Origin of the sequence: Paenibacillus sp. FSL L8-0641 (assembly GCF_038006265.1) — a bacterium.
Classification (GTDB): domain Bacteria; phylum Bacillota; class Bacilli; order Paenibacillales; family Paenibacillaceae; genus Paenibacillus; species Paenibacillus polymyxa_D.
In genome coordinates, this window is record NZ_JBBOUW010000001.1 from 3143290 (window position 1) to 3161961 (window position 18672).

The 18672-nt window shown below is 46.2% G+C and carries 21 protein-coding genes, 1 riboswitch and 1 other annotated feature; of the genes, 3 read left to right on the forward strand and 18 right to left on the reverse strand.

Annotation, left to right across the window (positions count from 1 at the left end):
• Positions 1-24: 24 nt before the first annotated feature.
• A complete protein-coding gene (locus MKY16_RS14020; protein WP_013310751.1) occupies positions 25-639 on the reverse strand; it encodes a genetic competence negative regulator in 615 nt (204 codons plus the stop codon).
• Between the two features lie 197 nt (positions 640-836).
• Positions 837-1214 carry a hypothetical protein gene (locus MKY16_RS14025; RefSeq protein WP_029517316.1) on the reverse strand — a complete coding sequence of 126 codons (378 nt, stop codon included), beginning with the start codon at positions 1212-1214 and terminating at the stop codon, positions 837-839.
• A 94-nt stretch (positions 1215-1308) separates the two neighbouring features.
• Between MKY16_RS14025 and MKY16_RS14030 the strand changes: the two genes are divergently transcribed.
• Entirely contained in the window at positions 1309-2232 is a 924-nt protein-coding gene (locus MKY16_RS14030) for a polysaccharide deacetylase family protein (protein WP_069012704.1), read from the forward strand.
• 142 nt (positions 2233-2374) lie between these two features.
• On the opposite strand, the gene MKY16_RS14035 is transcribed toward MKY16_RS14030, so the two are convergent.
• Positions 2375-2716 carry a hypothetical protein gene (locus MKY16_RS14035; protein ID WP_029517314.1) on the reverse strand — a complete coding sequence of 114 codons (342 nt, stop codon included), beginning with the start codon at positions 2714-2716 and terminating at the stop codon, positions 2375-2377.
• Positions 2713-3300, reverse strand: coding sequence for a type II CAAX endopeptidase family protein (locus tag MKY16_RS14040; protein ID WP_069012705.1), 588 nt, complete (start codon positions 3298-3300; stop codon positions 2713-2715). Before MKY16_RS14040 ends, MKY16_RS14035 begins: the two co-directional genes overlap by 4 nt.
• Positions 3301-3485: 185 nt before the next feature.
• Positions 3486-3735: a binding site (T-box leader), on the forward strand.
• Positions 3736-3996: 261 nt separating this feature from the next.
• Between MKY16_RS14040 and serA the strand changes: the two genes are divergently transcribed.
• Positions 3997-5589: a phosphoglycerate dehydrogenase gene (gene serA / locus MKY16_RS14045; RefSeq protein ID WP_013310756.1), complete on the forward strand. Its 1593-nt coding sequence runs from the start codon at positions 3997-3999 to the stop codon at positions 5587-5589.
• Positions 5590-5807: 218 nt separating this feature from the next.
• Here the strand turns inward: serA and MKY16_RS14050 are convergent, their stop codons facing one another.
• From MKY16_RS14050 to MKY16_RS14075, 6 genes are all read right to left on the reverse strand, one after another.
• Positions 5808-7250: an ATP-binding protein gene (locus MKY16_RS14050; protein ID WP_069012706.1), complete on the reverse strand. Its 1443-nt coding sequence runs from the start codon at positions 7248-7250 to the stop codon at positions 5808-5810.
• Position 7251: 1 nt separating this feature from the next.
• The gene (locus MKY16_RS14055; protein WP_029517311.1) at positions 7252-7968 is read right to left on the reverse strand and encodes a response regulator transcription factor; all 717 of its coding nucleotides are present in this window, start codon (positions 7966-7968) and stop codon (positions 7252-7254) included.
• Between the two features lie 109 nt (positions 7969-8077).
• On the reverse strand, positions 8078-8836 hold the full coding sequence (locus MKY16_RS14060) for a pseudouridine synthase (protein WP_023989197.1): 759 nt from the start codon (positions 8834-8836) through the stop codon (positions 8078-8080).
• A 78-nt stretch (positions 8837-8914) separates the two neighbouring features.
• Positions 8915-9445 carry a spore maturation protein gene (locus MKY16_RS14065; protein ID WP_013310760.1) on the reverse strand — a complete coding sequence of 177 codons (531 nt, stop codon included), beginning with the start codon at positions 9443-9445 and terminating at the stop codon, positions 8915-8917.
• Positions 9446-9452: 7 nt separating this feature from the next.
• Positions 9453-10196: a nucleoside recognition domain-containing protein gene (locus MKY16_RS14070; protein WP_340955779.1), complete on the reverse strand. Its 744-nt coding sequence runs from the start codon at positions 10194-10196 to the stop codon at positions 9453-9455.
• Between the two features lie 57 nt (positions 10197-10253).
• Positions 10254-11516: a D-alanyl-D-alanine carboxypeptidase family protein gene (locus tag MKY16_RS14075; protein ID WP_340955780.1), complete on the reverse strand. Its 1263-nt coding sequence runs from the start codon at positions 11514-11516 to the stop codon at positions 10254-10256.
• A gap of 209 nt (positions 11517-11725) precedes the next feature.
• Here MKY16_RS14075 and MKY16_RS14080 point away from each other — a divergent pair, with 209 nt between their 5' ends.
• Positions 11726-12448, forward strand: coding sequence for a hypothetical protein (locus MKY16_RS14080; protein ID WP_029517308.1), 723 nt, complete (start codon positions 11726-11728; stop codon positions 12446-12448).
• Between the two features lie 91 nt (positions 12449-12539).
• Here the strand turns inward: MKY16_RS14080 and ytfJ are convergent, their stop codons facing one another.
• From ytfJ to MKY16_RS14120, 8 genes are all read right to left on the reverse strand, one after another.
• Positions 12540-13031, reverse strand: a complete 492-nt coding sequence (gene ytfJ, locus MKY16_RS14085; RefSeq protein ID WP_029517307.1) for a GerW family sporulation protein — start codon at positions 13029-13031, stop codon at positions 12540-12542.
• A 129-nt stretch (positions 13032-13160) separates the two neighbouring features.
• A complete protein-coding gene (locus MKY16_RS14090; RefSeq protein WP_029517306.1) occupies positions 13161-13877 on the reverse strand; it encodes a DUF2953 domain-containing protein in 717 nt (238 codons plus the stop codon).
• Positions 13878-14045: 168 nt separating this feature from the next.
• Positions 14046-14657 carry an SMC-Scp complex subunit ScpB gene (gene scpB / locus MKY16_RS14095; protein ID WP_029517305.1) on the reverse strand — a complete coding sequence of 204 codons (612 nt, stop codon included), beginning with the start codon at positions 14655-14657 and terminating at the stop codon, positions 14046-14048.
• Positions 14626-15420, reverse strand: a complete 795-nt coding sequence (locus MKY16_RS14100) for a segregation and condensation protein A (protein ID WP_029517304.1) — start codon at positions 15418-15420, stop codon at positions 14626-14628. Before MKY16_RS14100 ends, scpB begins: the two co-directional genes overlap by 32 nt.
• A gap of 174 nt (positions 15421-15594) precedes the next feature.
• The gene (ribH, locus tag MKY16_RS14105; RefSeq protein WP_340955781.1) at positions 15595-16059 is read right to left on the reverse strand and encodes a 6,7-dimethyl-8-ribityllumazine synthase; all 465 of its coding nucleotides are present in this window, start codon (positions 16057-16059) and stop codon (positions 15595-15597) included.
• A gap of 30 nt (positions 16060-16089) precedes the next feature.
• Positions 16090-16773 (reverse strand): 3,4-dihydroxy-2-butanone-4-phosphate synthase, encoded by a 684-nt coding sequence (gene ribB / locus MKY16_RS14110; protein ID WP_340955782.1) that lies wholly within the window; start codon positions 16771-16773, stop codon positions 16090-16092.
• Positions 16774-16833: 60 nt separating this feature from the next.
• Complete coding sequence (gene ribE / locus MKY16_RS14115) at positions 16834-17499, reverse strand: riboflavin synthase (protein WP_340955783.1); 666 nt, start codon at positions 17497-17499, stop codon at positions 16834-16836.
• Between the two features lie 331 nt (positions 17500-17830).
• Positions 17831-18004, reverse strand: a riboswitch (FMN riboswitch).
• A 71-nt stretch (positions 18005-18075) separates the two neighbouring features.
• Positions 18076-18540, reverse strand: coding sequence for an IDEAL domain-containing protein (locus tag MKY16_RS14120; RefSeq protein WP_340955784.1), 465 nt, complete (start codon positions 18538-18540; stop codon positions 18076-18078).
• Between the last annotated feature and the right edge of the window lie 132 nt (positions 18541-18672).

Below are 18672 nucleotides of genomic sequence, written 5' to 3' on the forward strand. Positions count from 1 at the left end.
CGATATCACTTTTGATAAAACGAATCAAGAACGGCTGTCAAAATGAGTGCAGATGACAGCAACTGCCTGTTCAGGAATGACCAGTTTGCCGTACTCTTCCAACATAGCTGGTGTAACGGATGAGCCTTCTCCAAATTCAGCAAGAACCGCGATTAAAGCGGCAAGCTTGGACTCCTCTACTTCTTCTGGTTCCAAATGCAGAATCCATTTTCCTCTATAATGATACAGCTTACCTGCTTCCGTAGTGTTGCTACGAAGCATATGAGCCGCTTCTATGAGTACTTCGAAATCGCTAAACGCATAAACGATGGAATCACTATGCTCCAACGTGACTTCCATTTCGTAGACTTCCTCTGGAAGCTCCTCATCAGGACCCGAACCATACTGTTGATGGTCGTATTTACCCCGAGTGACGATAACAACCATTCCTTGAGCAGGAAGCGCAAAGACTTCGACAGCTAACGGTCCCGTGGCGTCGAAGCCCAGCTCACTGTATGCCTGATCCATCATTTCGGTAAACAGCTCATGAACTCTAGGAATTTCTTGCCACATATCGTCTTTTTGAATACCGCGTTCGCTCAAATCGTCAAAGGTAAGGAAAATCCGTATCTTGTCCTGACTTAATCTTTCTATTTTCATACTGGACCCTCCTCCTGGCAGCCGAGTGTTATTAACAGATTATGATGCAATTATGATGCCTGTGATGAAAATGGTTCTATGTAATCATGTTATCATTTTATAATCGTAAATGCACGCAATAAAAAGATAAAAAAAAGAATCATTTGAACGGCTTTTACAAAAAAGCCGCAAAATGATTCGGAATAAAGGTTTCTGGGTTACAATCCCGGTACGGCTGTATGAGTTTCTTTCAAAATTTGCTCGACCTCACGTTTAACATCGGGACTTGTGCTGATGAAGTCTTTAATCAACTTCATATTCTCTTCTTTGTTCTTGGCAGTATGGGCGTTATAAGCGGTTTTATCTGTTTGTGAATGATGGTCTTGATCCTTATGGGTGTCTTCTTTATTGAGCGTAATCTCGCCCATCCCGGGGAATGCCGCGTCCATCATTTTAGTACGGGCTTGCTGCACTAAATTGCCGCCTTTTTTTCCACCTATGTCCATAGATAAGCCCAACATGTTGCGGTTACGGGAGATCATAGAGCTTGCGACAGCGCCCAAAACGATTCCCAGGAAAAATGAAGATGTTTTCACAATTAGAACCTCCCTTTGTGGTAGAATCAAGCATAGTGTTCGTCAGTAGTGACAAACTCATACGGTATAAAATACAGGAAGGTGAGATGAAATAATGGGTACAAAAACAGCAGCCATTTTGTTCACCGCATGTCTGCTGCTTAGTGCTTGCACTGCAACCAAGCCTGAATCTGCGGCAACAAGCAACCAGCAGGATTCGGTAGCCTCTGACTCAAGTAACAGCGCCAAAGATCAGAGCAACGTCTCTTCCCCAAAAAGCAGCAGTAAGCAAGCAGGCAGTGATGATCACAACTCAGCGGATAAAACCAATGCACAAAATGATAAAACCAGCGAAAGCAACGAAACAGGAGCTGCGACATCTGCAACTACCAATAACAAAATGTATCACTTGGACAAAGCTTACAATGTAATCCCTGACCAACAAGGTACCGAAAAAAAAGTCGTGTTATTGACCTTTGATGATGGTCCTAAGGAAGCAGCCATGATTAACAAAATCATAGATGTACTGGACAAACACAAAGCGAAAGCAATTTTCTTCGTAAACGGTTACCGTGTAAAAAAGCATCCTGAGTTGCTTAAGCTTATCCATGACCGTGGACAGCCCATCGGCAACCATAGCTGGGATCACATCGTGCTGAAAAACAAATCTGAGCCCGAGGTCAAAAAACAGATTGAAACGGTACAAAAAGCTGTTAAGGACATTACAGGCCAAGCCCCCGTCTTCTTCCGCCCCCCTCATGGTGCAGGCGGGGACGTAGGTCGCAAGGTCGCTAAGGAAAACGGTCTCCTATACATGACATGGTCCGTCGGTTCTCTGGACTGGACAATGAAAAAGAATCAGCCTAATAAAACGGAGGCACTTCTCAAAAATGTAACAGAACAACTTCATCCAGGCAGCAATATCTTGATGCACGAACTGCCATGGACAGCTGAGGCGCTGGACAGTCTATTGACGCGCCTTGAGCAAAAGGGTTACCAATTTGTCGATCCGCAAGGGATTGAGGTTCCTGCTAGCTAGTAGACACTTGCGTATACTCCGGATTAACTATAGATGATGCAATAAAGGCCTCCATTCTCCGTTATTCATGTGGAGATGGAGGCTTTTTCGCCGTATCATTACGCGCCTTGACCTAAGCACAGACGTCCATAATAACTTTATATTACCAAAGCATTTCACTGATGGGTGGTGCACCCTTGACGCCCCACCACAGTAATGCTGCAGTAATCAGCACAAAAAGAGTGCTCAAAAAATTTAAAAACCACTTGCTTACCCGAATACGGCGGGACGGAAACATTTCTGCCCGCGTTCGGTACTCACTGGCAGGAGTGTCACCCTCCATCGTCACAGCAACTTCTGGTGCAGCGGCAACGTGAGCCAATTCTGGCACGGGCCGTGAAGCACGGGAGCGAACTGGTTTAGATTTTGACCTGTCCTCTTCCTTGCCTTTGCGACCATTTCGACGGCTACCATAGGTCTGCACTCTGCTAAGTTCCTGATTCATTCTTCATACCTCCGAAAACGTAACGCTAAACCAGATATAAGGTCAATCACAAAATGACAAATGATCGGTGCCCACAGACTACCGGTCTGCACATATATGTAGCCCAATCCATAACTGCTAAGAAAAACCCAGCCAGTGGGAATCCAATGCCGTAAATATCGGATATGAATCACCGCAAATAAAATGCTTGTCCAATAAGGACCAAAGCTGTACTGAATCGCACCTCTGAACAAGAGTTCCTCACAGATAGAAACGATAGCTGCTATACAAATAATATGCCAAACCGGACGATTTTGAAATAGCATTTGGTTAATACCACCGTCATCCATAGCATCCTCAGGCATAATCCGGGATAGCAACAGATCCACAAGTAACATAGCGGCGGCCAATCCCAATCCCCACCATAAGACGTGCAGAGTGTTCGGCAATGCAAATAGTTCTAACAAATTTCTTTTCTGAAAAAATATCCAGATTGCGCCAATCAGCAGGGTCAGCCCCTGAGTTAGATACAAATTGTAAAGCAGCAAGCGGTCGTTCAATTCATGAATTTGCGCTCTTTTCCATTTCACTTTAAGCTTTTTCATAGTTAGTTAGTCCTCTGCATAGTCTTCTTTAGCATCATAGCCAAAAAGTCGGGCGGATTCAAGAAGACTTAAATCTTAATTTTCCGCATTCTGTAGCTATATATCTAGCCTGCTATCCTCACATGTCGCATGTCCTATTGACATGCCCATGTAAGCCATGATACATTATGAAAAAATTATTAGCGACAACAACAATGATGGAGAAAAGGTATTGATTTCGTCCTCAGAGAACCGGTGCTTGGGTGGAAGCCGGTGACGAAGTAACTACTTTCAGCGCTCCTGAGTTATTGCACCGAGGTCTGGGGAATATTTCCCGGCATTAGATGCAATCGGCAGAAAACCGTTATCCTTTCGGTCATTTTATGACCGCTGAAGGCAGTCCATTGCGAAATGGCTGCGAATTAGGGTGGTACCACGATAACTCTCGTCCCTTACTATGGAGATAGTATGTGATTCGGGGGTTTTTTTGATGCCCGAAAACCGCAAAGCGTCTCCGCACAAGACTTTTGGTCGTTAGTTTGGTGCATAATGCTATTCCATCCCTTTTCTGCGTCAATGCGTTATCACACTAGTATTTTACACCGCTCTCCTGTACTTTTAGAAGCATTTCAAGTTTTTTCATGTTCTTTATGGAATGTATTTCAGTTTGAAGTGCATCCTGTCCATAAAAGAAGTTAACTTTGAGGAGGAAACCAAATGTTTAAAGTGTTAGTATCCGATCCAATCAGTGACCTGGGCATCCAGCAACTGATGGATGCAGACGATGTCACGGTGGACAAGAACACAGGTCTCAGCGAGGATGAATTGGTTCAAATTATTGGTGACTATGACGCATTACTCGTTCGAAGCCAAACTCGGGTAACCGAACGCATCATGACGGCAGGTAAGAACCTCAAGGTTGTAGGGCGAGCTGGGGTCGGAGTGGATAACATCGACCTCGAAGCAGCAACACAACGCGGGATTATCGTTATTAACGCTCCTGACGGCAACACGATTACGACATGTGAGCACACTTTTGCGATGATGATGGCTCTAGCACGTCATATTCCACAGGCATATGCCAAAACCATTGGCGGTACATGGGATCGTAAAACATTCCTCGGTGTCGAACTGCGTAACAAAACACTTGGAGTCCTCGGCATGGGACGTATCGGCAGTGAGGTGGCTAAACGTGCCAAAGCATTTGGTATGAGTATCCTCGGCTATGATCCATTTCTAACGGAAGAACGCGCTGAGAAGCTGGGCATTAAGCTTGCGAGCGTGGATGAAATTATCCGCAACGCAGATTTTATGACCGTACACACACCATTAACACCGGAAACGAAACATATGATTGCTCGTCCACAGTTTGAAGTGATGAAAAAAGGAATGCGCATTATCAACTGTGCCCGGGGCGGAGTTATCGATGAAATGGCTCTTGTTGAAGCCATTGATGAAGGTATCGTTGCCGGTGCAGCTTTTGACGTATTCGAGTCAGAGCCGCCAGCACAGGATCACCCATTCCTGAGCCATCCGAAAATTATCGTTACACCACATCTGGGTGCCTCGACTGTCGAAGCTCAGGAGAATGTAGCTATCGACGTGTCCGAGCAAGTGCTGCATATTTTGCGTGATGAGCCTTTTAAAAATGCGGTCAACATGCCTCCAGTACCATCCAACGTCATGACGCAATTGCAGCCATATTTCTCGCTTGGAGAGAAGCTGGGCAGCTTTGCCGCTCAGATCACGAATCAGGCTGTACGTGAAATTCAGGTAGATTACGCTGGCGATTTGTCCTCTGTGGATACACAGCCGCTGACACGGTATATTTTGAAAGGCGTACTTAGCCGTCATCTGGGCAGCGATGTGAACATTGTAAACTCTGTACATCTGGCCAAAACACGTGACATCCATCTTGTCGTATCTCAGGCGCCCGCCACCAAGGGTTTTACCAACCTGATTACCGTTACACTCAAAACGCAGAGCGGCGAAGAGCAACGCGTATCTGGCACCCTGCTGGCAGGCTATGGCGAACGTATTGTTCGGTTGAACCAGTTCCCAGTAGACGTGGCACCGGAAGCTCATTTCCTGCTCATCTCGCACAATGATAAACCAGGCATTATCGGTCGTGTCGGCACCTTGCTTGGGGAGAACGGCGTCAATATCGCTTCCATGCAAGTAGGGCGTAAAATTGTCGGCGGAGAAGCTATCATGATCCTGACCGTCGATAAAGCCGTACCGAAAGACGTACTGATTCAACTCGTTGGTTTGCCAGAACTAAATACTGCCCAAGAAGTAGTGCTAGATTAGTTCCAGACCCTATTGAGAAGTCCATGGTTTTATAATAAAGAGAGGCGCCTGGCTACCCAGGCGTCTTTTTCTTATACCGAGTTATCTATCATGTGAGTAATCATTTTGAAACAGGATGTTCCACGTTGAACAAGATAAATGTTGATTTTTCAACAAAAAGCACCCTCTTCCGAGGATGCCTGCAAACCGGGGTATATCAGATTGGGCTTATAAGCCTGTTACAGACCCAGCTTAGTTTTGCTGGAGATGGGCAGCAAAATAGTAAATTCCGTCCCTTCCCCCAATACGCTGGCAGCAGAGACAGAGCCTCCGTGAGCCTCTACAATATTCTTGACAATAGCAAGCCCCAAGCCAGTCCCTTTATCCTCACCACGTACTCTGGCTTTATCTGCCTTGTAAAAGCGGTCGAAAATATAAGGTAGATCCTCGCTGGCAATGCCTACACCTTCATCCTTAATCCGAATACGGATTAACTCATGCCGTTCTCCCAAAATTCGATCCGCCGCAATAGTAACCTTTTTCCCGCCGGGTGTGTGTCTAAATGCATTATCTAGCAAATTGGTCAATACCTGTTCCAACCGGTCTTCATCTGCCTCAGGCAGCAACAAACGCTGGCCATGCTCATGGTAATCGAGTGTCAGTCCCTGTTCCTTTGATCGTACCGTAAATTTACGGTGAACACGCTCGATCAACTCGTTCACATCCAATTCCTGTCGGTGCATGTCTGTATGACCAGCCTCCATTCGGGCCAGATCAAGCAGATCCTTGACTAACCTTCCCATGCGTAATGACTCATCATGGATGACCTGCACCAGTTCCTCGGATTCTTCTGGTGAACCCGCCATACCATCCAGCAACGCCTCACTGTAGCCCTGCATCATAGATAAAGGTGTACGGATTTCATGAGATACGTTGGCCACAAAATCGCTCCGCATCTTCTCTAGCTTCACTTCTTCCGTAATATCTCTAAGCACAGCTACTGCACCGCGGATTGCATTATCCGTATACAGAGGCGCCATCTGCACCGACCAGGAGCCCTTCTTGACATGGATATAGTCTCCGACATCCTCTCCCCTGTCCATAACGGTATGGAACAGAGACTGCAAAGGCTCAGGTACAGAAGCTCCAAACTCCTCCAGATCACGTTCCTGCCACTCCAGCTTTTCCCAGATATTCAGCAAACTTTGTGCCGGCGGATTCGTCAAGATGATTTGTCCGCTTCTGTCGAAGGTGATTACTGCATCAGACATGCTTCGCAGTACGCTGGATAAATGGTTTTTCTCCTCATTCAGACTGCGGATCGTTGCTTCCAGTTCCGTAGACATATGATTAAAAGTTTTCGCCAGTTCTCCAATTTCATCACTGGTCACCAGCGAAAGCCGAGTATCATACCTTCCCTCACGAATGGCATTCGCCGCCTGAATCAACAGCTGCATAGGCTGTGTGATTTTAGTAAAAAGAAATAGGGCAAAAAAGGTCGTCAATAAAAATCCGACTATACATGTATAGGTGAACAAATGCTTGATTTCCGTCGATTCATACGCCGCAAAATTTCTGTTGATGTACGGCAATAAAAAAAGCCCTAAAAAAATAAGCACAGAGCCTACAAGGCAAATGATGGTGATCCACAGCTTGCCTACCAGCGATCTCCAGAAGTTCACGTTATTTTGGAACCTCCAGCTTATAACCTACGCCCCACACGGTCGTAATCATAGCGGCTGCCTCTGGCGATACCTTATTCAGCTTTTCACGAAGCCGTTTCACATGCGTATCCACAGTGCGCAGGTCACCAAAAAATTCGTAATTCCAAACGTCTTTCAGCAGTTCTTCGCGTGAGAAGACTTTATCTGGTGACACCGCCAAATAATGCAACAGCTCGTACTCTTTAGGCGTGAGACTGATTTCAATCCCACCCGCAGTTACCCGGTGCGCATCATGCTCAATGATAAGATTCGGAAAAACAATACTATTGCTTGGTACCGCTTCTTTCGTTAAAAAGGCAGTTTCCGACGAACGGCGTAAAATCGCCTTTACCCGGTAAATGACTTCTCGCGGGCTAAAGGGCTTAACCACATAATCATCAGCTCCGACTTCAAAGCCTTGTACACGGTTCACTTCCTCGCCTTTGGCAGTCAGCATAATCACAGGTGTAGCTTTGGTCTGACGCAGCCGTGTACACACCTCAATCCCATCCATCCCTGGAAGCATCACATCGAGCAAAATAATGCTGTAATCGCTTGCAGTCGCTTTTTGGAGGGCAATCTCGCCATCCTCAGCTTCGTCAATTGCATATCCTTCTTTTTCCAGATACATCCGCAGAAGGCGTCGAATGCGTTCTTCATCATCTACAATTAATATGCGGTTGCTTTGTTCTGACATATTCCCAGCCCCTTCGCTAAAAAAAGCATTCTCTCTATTTTACTATTTTCCCGTGCTTGGTCAAACTTTACTCTCATCCAACAGTCTCTTTACACCAAAAAGGCCGGGGTTATGACCCCCGTCCTGTCCGTTTCTTTTTCGTGTTGTCTGATTTGGCAAGTTGAATGAGACGGTTGATTTCGTCCTTGGTTAGGGGTCTGGTCAGACCGCGCTTCAAGTTTTGTAGCAAAAGATCTCCGAAGGCTATCCGCTTGAGTCTGATGACTGGGTGTGAAATGGCCTCAAACATCCGTCTTACTTGGCGATTTCTGCCTTCATAAATGGTAATCTGGATCACAGACTCCTTACCATTCGGATCTACATCTTTATATTCTACCTCGGCTGGTGCAGTAATGCCATCTTCCAGCACGATTCCCTTTTTCAGCTTGTCCAGCTCAGTACCATGTGGAACGCCTTTGACTGTTGCCACATATGTCTTGGGCACATGATGCTTGGGATGGGTCAGCAGATTGGCGAACTCGCCATCATTGGTGAGCAACAGCAGTCCTTCGGTGTCGTAATCGAGACGTCCCACCGGATATACGCGTTCCTTAACGCCTTTCAGATAGTCTGACACGATTTTACGGCCTTCCGGATCGGAAGCGCTCGTAATGACCCCTTTAGGTTTGTTCATCATCAAATAGATTTTTTTCTCGGTTTTGATCGGGCGTCCCTTTACCGTAATCATATCTTGATCAGGGTCTGCCTTCGTTCCCAGTTCAGTTACGACAACCCCGTTCACTTCCACGCTACCCGCCTGAATAAGCTCCTCACATTTACGTCTGGAAGCTACACCAGCTTGGGCCAATATTTTCTGCAATCTTTCCATGTTCGCTAATTCACCTCATGCTAATGATACCCATCCATGAGCAAAATCACAACCCCCGTTCAAAAAACGATGCAGAAATTAAAATACAAGCAGGCAAATCGCAATGGCTGCCACAAAACCAACCACATCTGAAAATAGTCCTACCTTCAAAGCATACCGTCCATTGCGGATACCTACCGCACCAAAATATACAGTTAGCACATATAGCGTCGTGTCTGTGCTGCCCTGAATCGTTGAAGCGATCCGACCGATCATGGAATCCGGGCCATAGGTGCGAATTAGATCCGTCGTAAACGCAAGTGAACCAGTGCCCGTCAATGGACGAAGCAAGCCTAAAGGCAATACCTCGCCCGGTACACCCCAGTGTTTAATCCAAGGGGTAACCCAAGAGATCAAATAGTCCAAGGCGCCGGATGCTCGAAAAATGCTAATCGCCACCATCATGCCTACGAGATGAGGAATAATGCTGATGGCGGTAGAAAATCCGTCTTTGGCTCCATCCACAAAAGAATCGTAGACAGGGACCTTTTTAGCATATGCATATAAAGGAATAAAAGCGAGAATAACCGGAATGGCCCAAGTCGATACGAGGTTTATAAAATTAAGCATGCCTCCCTCATCCTTTCCAAGTGGTGTCCCTGCCCTTGGCAGCCGTGATTCCCGTTCGCGGAACGGCAGGTGAAGATACGGGCAACGTAGTTGAAGAGGCAGCAGATGTTGGTGCTGGTGGGGCGAGTGGCGTCAAGGATGACTGGGACGGCGGAATCGCCGGAGGACGGCGGCGCAATTCTCGACTACGGTACCAACGATCCGCCGCAATTGCAGCAAAGGTGGCTATTGCGGTCGCTACCAGTGTCGTACCGACGATTTCTGCCGGATGTGCGGAATGAAAATTTAGCCGTATCGCGATCAACGTCGTAGGAATAAGCGTAATACTGGCTGTATTCAGGGCGAGTAGCGTACACATGGCTGGTGTGGCGGTTTGCTTATCTGGATTGAGCGTCTGCAGCTCTTGCATCGCCTTGATTCCCATCGGTGTGGCTGCATTCCCCAGACCCAGCAGATTGGCGCTCATATTGGACAGAATGTAACCCATAGCGGGATGATTACGCGGAACATCAGGGAAGAGAAAGGCAACTAAAGGAGAAAGAAGCTTGGATATTTTCTGTAAGAGCCCGCCATCTTCAGCCAGCCGCATCATGCCCATCCAGAACACCAGCACACTTATCAGTCCAAAGCACACTGTAACCCCCGTAGTTGCCCCGTCAAAAGCCGCTTTCGTCACCACCTCAATATTTCCCTGCGCGGCAGCAAATACAAATCCAATACAAATCAAAGCCACCCATATGAGATGAATCATGGCTGATTCCTCCTTTTCCCAATGATGTGACACGTACAGCTCTATTTCCTGGTTGCCCTATGCTCCAAACAAATTTTTAAGGATTTCGTTCCATCTGCTCGTCCAACCTCGTTGCTGAGTATTGTTCGCAGGTTCTTGTGCAGTTGGAGTCTCCTTCTGTGGCTGTACGGTTTTTTGAGCAGGCAGCTTACTACCTTTTGCATACACAGGAACAGAACCGATAAGTTTACCTTCCAAAAGGAATTCAACCCGTCCTCGTAAGCCAAAAGATACGTCCGCTCTATCGGCAGAAGCGGAATTTTTATACAACACCAGTCTTTTGTGCAACTGGGTTTTCTCGCCATCATGTAAAGGATAGGCAAAGCTTGTACCTGTTAATAGTGGGTAACCATCGATAGGTTGCTGCTTGTCCGTAATCGGAATGAGCGGATAATATCGGAATCCGTAATCAAGCATACGGGCATGATCGTTCCAATCGTCCCCGTCATTCAAGGTAACAGCAGCGAGCTGGCGACCGTCACGTGTAGCCGAACTGACCAGACAGCGAAACGCTTTTTTGGTAAAGCCTGTTTTCACCCCGTCAGCTCCGTCATACAGCCGCAGCATTTTGTTTTTATTGTGCCATGAGTAGTCCCAAGAGTCGTTGGGATTCGGTGCTTTTTTCAATTCTGTTTTTACGATACGAGCAAAAGTTGGATTATGCAGCGCATAAGCAGTAAGCCGGGCCATATCATTGGCTGAGGAATAATGTCCCTCGGCATCCAGCCCGTGCGGATTAGCAAAATGTGTATGGCTTAGCCCAAGCTGAACCGCCTTGTCGTTCATCAAATGAACAAATCCCTCTTCTGTCCCCCCCACATGCTCAGCAATGGCAGAAGCGGCATCATTACCAGAACGGAGCATTAAGCCGTACAGCATATTTTCCAATGACATTTGTTCACCCATTTGCAGAAAAAGCGAGGACCCTTCTTTGGCATATGCGGTTGGGCTCACCTTTACCCGGTCCTGCAAGCGTCCATGTTCAATAGCCACGATCGCTGTCATAATTTTGGTCAGGCTGGCAATACGTAGCTCCCGGTCACCTTCGGAAGAATAAATGATTCTTCCTGATGTAACATCAATTAAAGAAGCAGCCTGTGCATGGGTTCCTAATGCGGGCGGCGCTACTTCTGTTTTTATCGCTCCCCGAACGGGCTGCGGACTTAGCAACGTAAGCGGCAATGACAAAATAAGCAGAAATACCAGCGGCAAAACAAATGCGCGTGCCTTATTCAAGAAATGGCTGTGGTCCGCGTGAATGTGTTGCTTTTTTTTAAACATTTGGATTCCTCCGGTTTTGAGCAAGTCTTGTACCATTCTATGTCCAAGCTGTTCAAAGTATGTCCACCTTTATAACAGAAAATTCCTTTACAGGACTAGCCATTAGCTGCTCCTTTTTCGCTTTCTTTCTACACAAACCAAGCAACATGCCCTCCTGAGCACATATATATTAGTTACTAAACGTTAAATATGGATCGAGGGGTTATAACATGCAGCGACTACAGTTTGAAATGATTTTAAGATCGCGGATTGTAGAGTCCGCAGAAGCATTGCATCGAAGCGGTGTATCCTTTGCCACTTTTGCTACCGCACGTTGCAACCCGCAATTTTGGAATTTAACGGAAAAAGGTGGCTTTCAGATCAAAGCAGGTGTCACACCAGCCCAAGGCATCAGAGATATCTTTTTAAACGGTCATCAATACGCTTTTGAATGTGCAACAGCTATGGTTATTGTGCTGTACAATGGAGTGCTGGATTCCATTCTGGAAAGTGAGTTTAATCGGATTTTTGCAGATATGCTGCTGTATGACTGGCACTATGACAGCGACCTCAGGCTCATACAGCAGGAAGGAAGTCATAAAGCGGCTCCTGGCGATATTCTGTATTTCAACAATCCGGATGTGTCGTCTGAAACATTAGAATGGAAAGGAGAAAATGTCGTTAAGCTGAAGGAAGACTTGTTTTATGGACATGGGATTGGCATCTTGCCGGCGAAAGGTATTATCGATTCCCTGAATCAACATCGTCGGCCTGATGCCACGGTATCCGCTTATTTGACGAATGAAGTGATCTATCCGGACTTCATCTACCTATCGCAGTTTGCTACCGAAGGAAATCGAAAAAATGAAATCTCGCTGCATACTTTATATCAACAGGAATACAGTCACCATATACATGCTTTCATTGGGGGAAGGCAGTATATTCGGGGATAGGCCCAAGTACAAGCAGAAAAGAAGGTATTCCTTAGCCTATACTCGGCTTTGGGATACCTTCCTGAGAGAATGCTTTTAATTTCAATAACTTTTACAAGTAAGCCGGGCCAGAATTACTGTGATCCGTAGCAACATCTACAGGTACCTGTGGGGGGGGAGTCTGCAAGTCGCCGCCTGAATTCCGGAAGATAGACTGAACCTTATCAATCAGGTATGGCGTGGAGTCAATGAGCTTCTCAATCAGATGCGTTTGATTGTCCAATGGAACGATTTGTGCCCCCTGTTTGCCAACAACCAGAAAAGCAATGGGATGAATAGATACACCACCACCGCTACCGCCTCCAAAAGGATGCCCTTCCTTCCCGCTATGATTACCCGACGCCGAGGAAGTATGAAGTGCCTCTTCGTCTACGTTAAAATCACTTCCCCCGGCAGCGAAACCAAATCCCACCTTACTGATTGGCAAAATAACAGAACCATCGGGTGTTTCCACTGCGTCTCCTACAATCGTATTCACGTCTACCATGGCTTTGATGTTTTCCATTGCGGTTTGCATGAGCCCTTGAATCGGGTGATCTGACATGATTTATTCCTCCTCTGCTTATCTCAAGCGTAGACTGCCTTTTCTTTCGCTATTGTGCGCAGGGGTTCAAGGAAATATGTATGTCATTCGATAGTTCAGAAAGGATTGAGTCTCACCTCTCTCCACTGTTTACCATTCATTGTTAGCTTGATGATCCGCCGCATTTTTTTTGAAAAAAACCCGTTTCCATGCCTCCGGTCCACCCGGAACGCGCCATATGCGGTAAGATAAGATGAGCATGGAGAACATTAAATAGCCGAGCGATACGTTTGCTTCACAGTTCAAAGTGGTGGTAAAACGCAAGCGATCCACCCAATAGGGCACAACATACAGCTTAGGGGTACAATCCATGCGTACAAAGCTTGAAGCATAACCGATCAAGGTTGTTTTTAATCCCCACAAAATACCAGTTGAGGTAGCTGTATATGCCGCGTCAGCAAGACTAATGTTGGTAGACCATTCCATTTTGGACATCGTCACATGTGCCAATGTATGTCGCAACCATTTATTAAAGGATTTCGTTCCCTTGAGCAAAACCCGTATATCATGTATAAATTGCTTGATTTTTACTGTATCAATATTACCGCTATCCACGGAAGCATCCGTTTTATGTATGTTTTTGTTGCGATCTAGCCGATAGAGAAGCCCCTTTTTCAACCCTGTTATGAGAATGGCCGGCACATCGTAATTCATTTTTATCATCCCGTATAGAAATCTGATCTCTAGATGCGCCCGATCATCATTGTCATGTTTGGCAATATTCAGCTTCAAACGAATACGAGAGAGCAGAACTGCCAGTACAAGTAATATAACGACGATGATGGCGATACTGATCCATTTCCACACTGGCGTGTCCTCCCTACCTTTTTGCTATAGAATATCATGGCAAAAATAGTATGACCGTTCGCCGGAAAATCATGCATCTTAAAATACCAACAGCCAGCCCCCAACGATATGAGGACTGGCTGTCTGTTTGAACTTTTACATAAGTGAACCGCAAGATCCGGAGCAACTTTATTGGGATTCAAGATCTAGATCGTTGGCCGCAGGCTGGCTACTCTCCAGACGCTCGAACAATAATTGAGTCTCTTCCTCCAAATTGTCCGAATTCTCGAACAGCTCCGGTTGCGGTAGATCTGCCAGAGAGCCCAGACCGAAATAATCCAAAAATGATTTCGTCGTTCCGTACAATATCGGCCGTCCGATGGCTTCAGCTCGACCTTTCTCTTCAATGAGCTCCTTGTTGACCAGTGTATGTATGGCCCGCTCGGATTTAACCCCCCGAATCTCTTCGATTTCAACTCTTGTAATGGGCTGGCGGTAGGCCACAATGGCCAGCGTCTCCAAAGCAGCTTGAGACAGTGACGCACGTGCCGGAGAGTATGCGAGCTTTTCAAAGTAAGGTGCATGTTCGGATAAAGTTGCAAGCTGATAATGACCGGCAATACGGACAAGTTGCAGGCCTCTTCCCCCCTGCTCCATGTCCTGCTTCATATCTTCCAGGCACTGTTCAACCAGCTCTTGCTGCTGCTCTACAATGTCGGCGATCTGCTTGGTGGACAACCCTTCCTCTCCTGCTAGAAACAGCAGTCCCTCAATAATTGATTTCAGCTTCAGATAATCCATTAACCCGTAAATCCCCTCTCCACTCCATTACAATATCATCGAAAAGCTTCTCCTGATAACAGAAAATTTGCTTCATTTTCATCAGTTCAAGGATAGCCAAAAAGGTCACAACCACTTCATGCCGATACATATCCTCATGCATCAGCTTGGAGAACAGCAGCCGTCCTCCATTCCCCACCATCTCTAAAGCCCCGATAACTTGCCGGATACGGTCCTTGACTGAAATTTCGTCCCGATGAACACGGGTTACCGTCGTACGTCGTTCTGCTTTGCGCAAAGCACGCTGAAAGGCTGCGACCAAATCGCTTGCATGCAGCCCATGCACCGGATTTACGGGTTCAGTGGGCAGGAATGCACTCAGATCTTCTGGCTCTTTGCCATAAATTAGACTCCGCTCCCACTCACGTTCACTTAGATGGCGAGCAATCCCTTTATATTTACGATACTCCACCAGCTTGCGGACCAGTTCCTCACGTGGATCATAATCCTCTTCCTCATAAAAATCCAAATCGTCATATTCCATCACAGGTGGCTTGGGAAGCAACAATTTACTCTTAATGGATAAGAGCGTCGCCGCCATCACCAGAAACTCGCTCGTAATGTCCAGTTCCAGCTCCTGCATACTGTGCAAAAAAGCCATATACTGATCAGTAATATCGCTAATCGGGATATCCTGAATGTCGATTTCGGCTTTATCAATCAGATGCAACAGTAGATCCAGCGGACCCTCGAATGTTTCCAGCTTGTAGTTTACGACTGTCAATGTGCTTCCCCCTGCCTTACTCCAATCATCATTCAACAATACCTTTCCCTATAGCACTTATGCTCTGCGTTATCAATCCCTCTTTCTGTAGTATATACGTCATCGCCTTGCTTAACAATCCAATCCCTTTTTTCCCCTTGCAGTTTATACCGTTCTATTCAGCTATTCCTATCATTAAAATTGCTTGCTGAGATTGGCCATTTCAATCGCAGCCAGTGCTGAATCCCAACCTTTATTACCAGCCTTCGTACCTGCTCGTTCAATAGCCTGTTCAATGTTTTCTGTAGTCACTACCCCAAAAATAACAGGTACTCCCGTTTTTAGGCTGCTCGCTGCCACACCCTTGGCCACTTCATTGCAGACGATATCATAATGTGAAGTAGAACCACGGATGACCGTACCCAGCGTAATTACGGCATCATATTTGCCGCTTGCAGCCATTTTTTGCGCAATTAGTGAAATTTCAAATGCACCCGGAACCCAGGCTACATCAATTTCATCTTCCTGTGCACCATGTCGTTGAAGTGCGTCAATTGCACCGCTTAACAGCTTGCTCGTAATAAACTCATTAAATCTGCCCACCACAATACCATATTTTAAACCGTTCGATACAAGATTACCTTCTAGAAAACGTGCCATAATTAATCAACCTCTCTTAATTTAAATTATTTACAATGACAAACGACGACGGTAGTCCACCAAATCCTGAATACTGATCAGCTTCAATTGATGTCGCTTGGCGACCAATGCCAGATCAGGCAGGCGGGCCATTGAGCCATCTTCCTTTATAATTTCACAAATGACTCCAGCAGGCTTGAAGCCACTGAGTCGAGCCAGATCAACAGTCGCCTCCGTGTGACCAGCACGCTGCAAGACACCCCCATCGCGAGCAATCAGCGGGAACATGTGACCAGGCTTGCGGAAATCACTTCCTGTGACTGCTTCGTCTGCCAAGGCGCGTACAGTCAAGGAACGCTCGGCCGCTGAAATCCCCGTTGTTGTCTCCATATGATCTACCGATACCGTAAAGGCAGTACCGTGGAAATCTGTATTTTGCTCTACCATAGGATGCAATTCCAAGGCCTCGGCTCTTTGTCGTGTGATCGGCACACAGACCAACCCGCGACCTTCTGTAATCATGAAATTAATGACCTCAGGCGACGCTTTTTCAGCCAAAGCGATAAAATCGCCTTCATTTTCGCGCTGTTCATCATCCACTACAATGACGACCTTACCGTTTTTTAAGTCCTCCAACGCTTCTTCGATGGAATCCAAACGAATCTCTTCGCCATGTTCCAACTCGCCATGCTCTATGACGTTTGCCATTGCACTTGTTTGGCTACCTCTATCCATAACACTTTCCTCCTTATGTCTTGTGCCACGAATGCTCCTAAACAGGCTTACCATTCAATATCAGGCAAAACCGTGTTTCGCCAAATAGTCCAAACTGAGAGGAGCTTCTTCTACTCTCTCCGCCTCCGTTGCACCTCTGTAATTTAAAAGCTGTTCTACATATTTGCCCAAAATATCGCATTCGATATTGACGGTATCCCCCTCACGTTTGGCTTGTAAGGCCGTTTCGGATAAGGTGTGGGGAATAATGGATACGGCAAAGGTATCTCCCGTACGCTGTGCGACTGTGAGGCTTATACCATCAATTGTGATTGACCCTTTGAGAAGAATATATTTAAATAATGTTTGATTTTTAGGCTCAATTTCGAACACCACTGCATTCTGGTCTGATGTCACCCCGCGAATCGTTCCCGTCCCGTCCACATGTCCTTGCACGATATGTCCTCCGAACCTTCCACTCGCCGCCATCGCTCGCTCCAGATTGACTCGGCTGCCGGATCTCAACTCTTTCAGATTAGTGCTACGAAAGGTTTCCGGCATCACATCAACCTTAAAGTCTTTCGTACCGATCTGTATCGCCGTCAGGCAAACGCCATTCACTGAGACACTGTCTCCTATTTTTAAATCGCCCAACACCACGGAACCCGAAATCCCCAGCACCATCGCTTCACCGCTTTTGGAAATGGTTTGAATACGACCCACTTCCTCGACCAATCCGGTAAACATGCCTTCACTCCTTTCCACTACATCTCAGTTTATCCCTAATTCATCAGCTATAAGCGCAAAAAACCCCCAGTTCGGATTCAATCCGTCATGGGGGTGATGAGAGTCACATTTGTAGTATACAAGCGCAGTTCATTTGCATCTTAAGACGACATGAAATCATAGGTTTGCCAATAGAAAGCATGACTGAGTATACAACCAAATACGCTCAGAACACCCATCAAAAAGAAAGCTTAAGCAAGCTATCGCCCGATGCTGTCCTACAACGAAATAAGCCGTACGCACAATTGGGTATGCTAAAAATCGGCACATGTCACGTCATGCACATGCGCTTCGTATCCTTCTCCCATCCAGACTATACTGTCGGTCCCGGATTTGCACCAGGTCCACCTTCTGCTGATCATTCAGCATCCGGGTCACGGACTAAGCCATGCTGTTTCTCACAAAAACGATCCACAAACATGTCATCACCGCCGGTGGGGAATTTCGCCCCGCCCCGAAGGATCTTGCTCTTATTTAATTGAATTAACATTAAACTTGTTACGTATATTAGCACCGACTTCTAAAAAAAGCAAGTTATCAAATAGAAGCTCCTGCTTTGGTTTTGACATATTGGTTGGAGAGTTCTTCAAACCAGGTTTTATCGTTCATATGAAGCGCCAAGTCAATCAGATCGGCCAGTTCCTCGACTCCCAGCTCTGTTGCATGATCAAAGGTAATTACGGCTGAAGCAACCGGTCCTCGCCCTTCCTCAGAACATGCTTCATAATCCAGTCGTACATCAACATGTCCGTCAATAAACTCACATTTTAGAAAATAAATAATTTCGCACATTAAAATGGGGCGTACTTGTGTTTCTAACACGCAATCCATCACCTTGGCAGAATAATGCTGGTTCGTCAGCGTAAATTTGTGTTCTGTCGCTGCCAGCGAGGTCCGTCCAAAATCATCCGTAAACTTGAGTTCCACTGGCTTGATGTTCATAACCTTAGGGATTTGCTTCTTTATAATTTCGATTATTTCAACTGTATTCAGCTTAATCATTACCTGCACCTCATTGCATCTTAAAATTCAGAAGAAAACTTTTTAACGTGCCTCTTATAGGCCTCCACTCCTATATCGGAAATCATTACCTGTTTTTTTATGCTTCAACCCATAAACGACAAAAAAGATTCT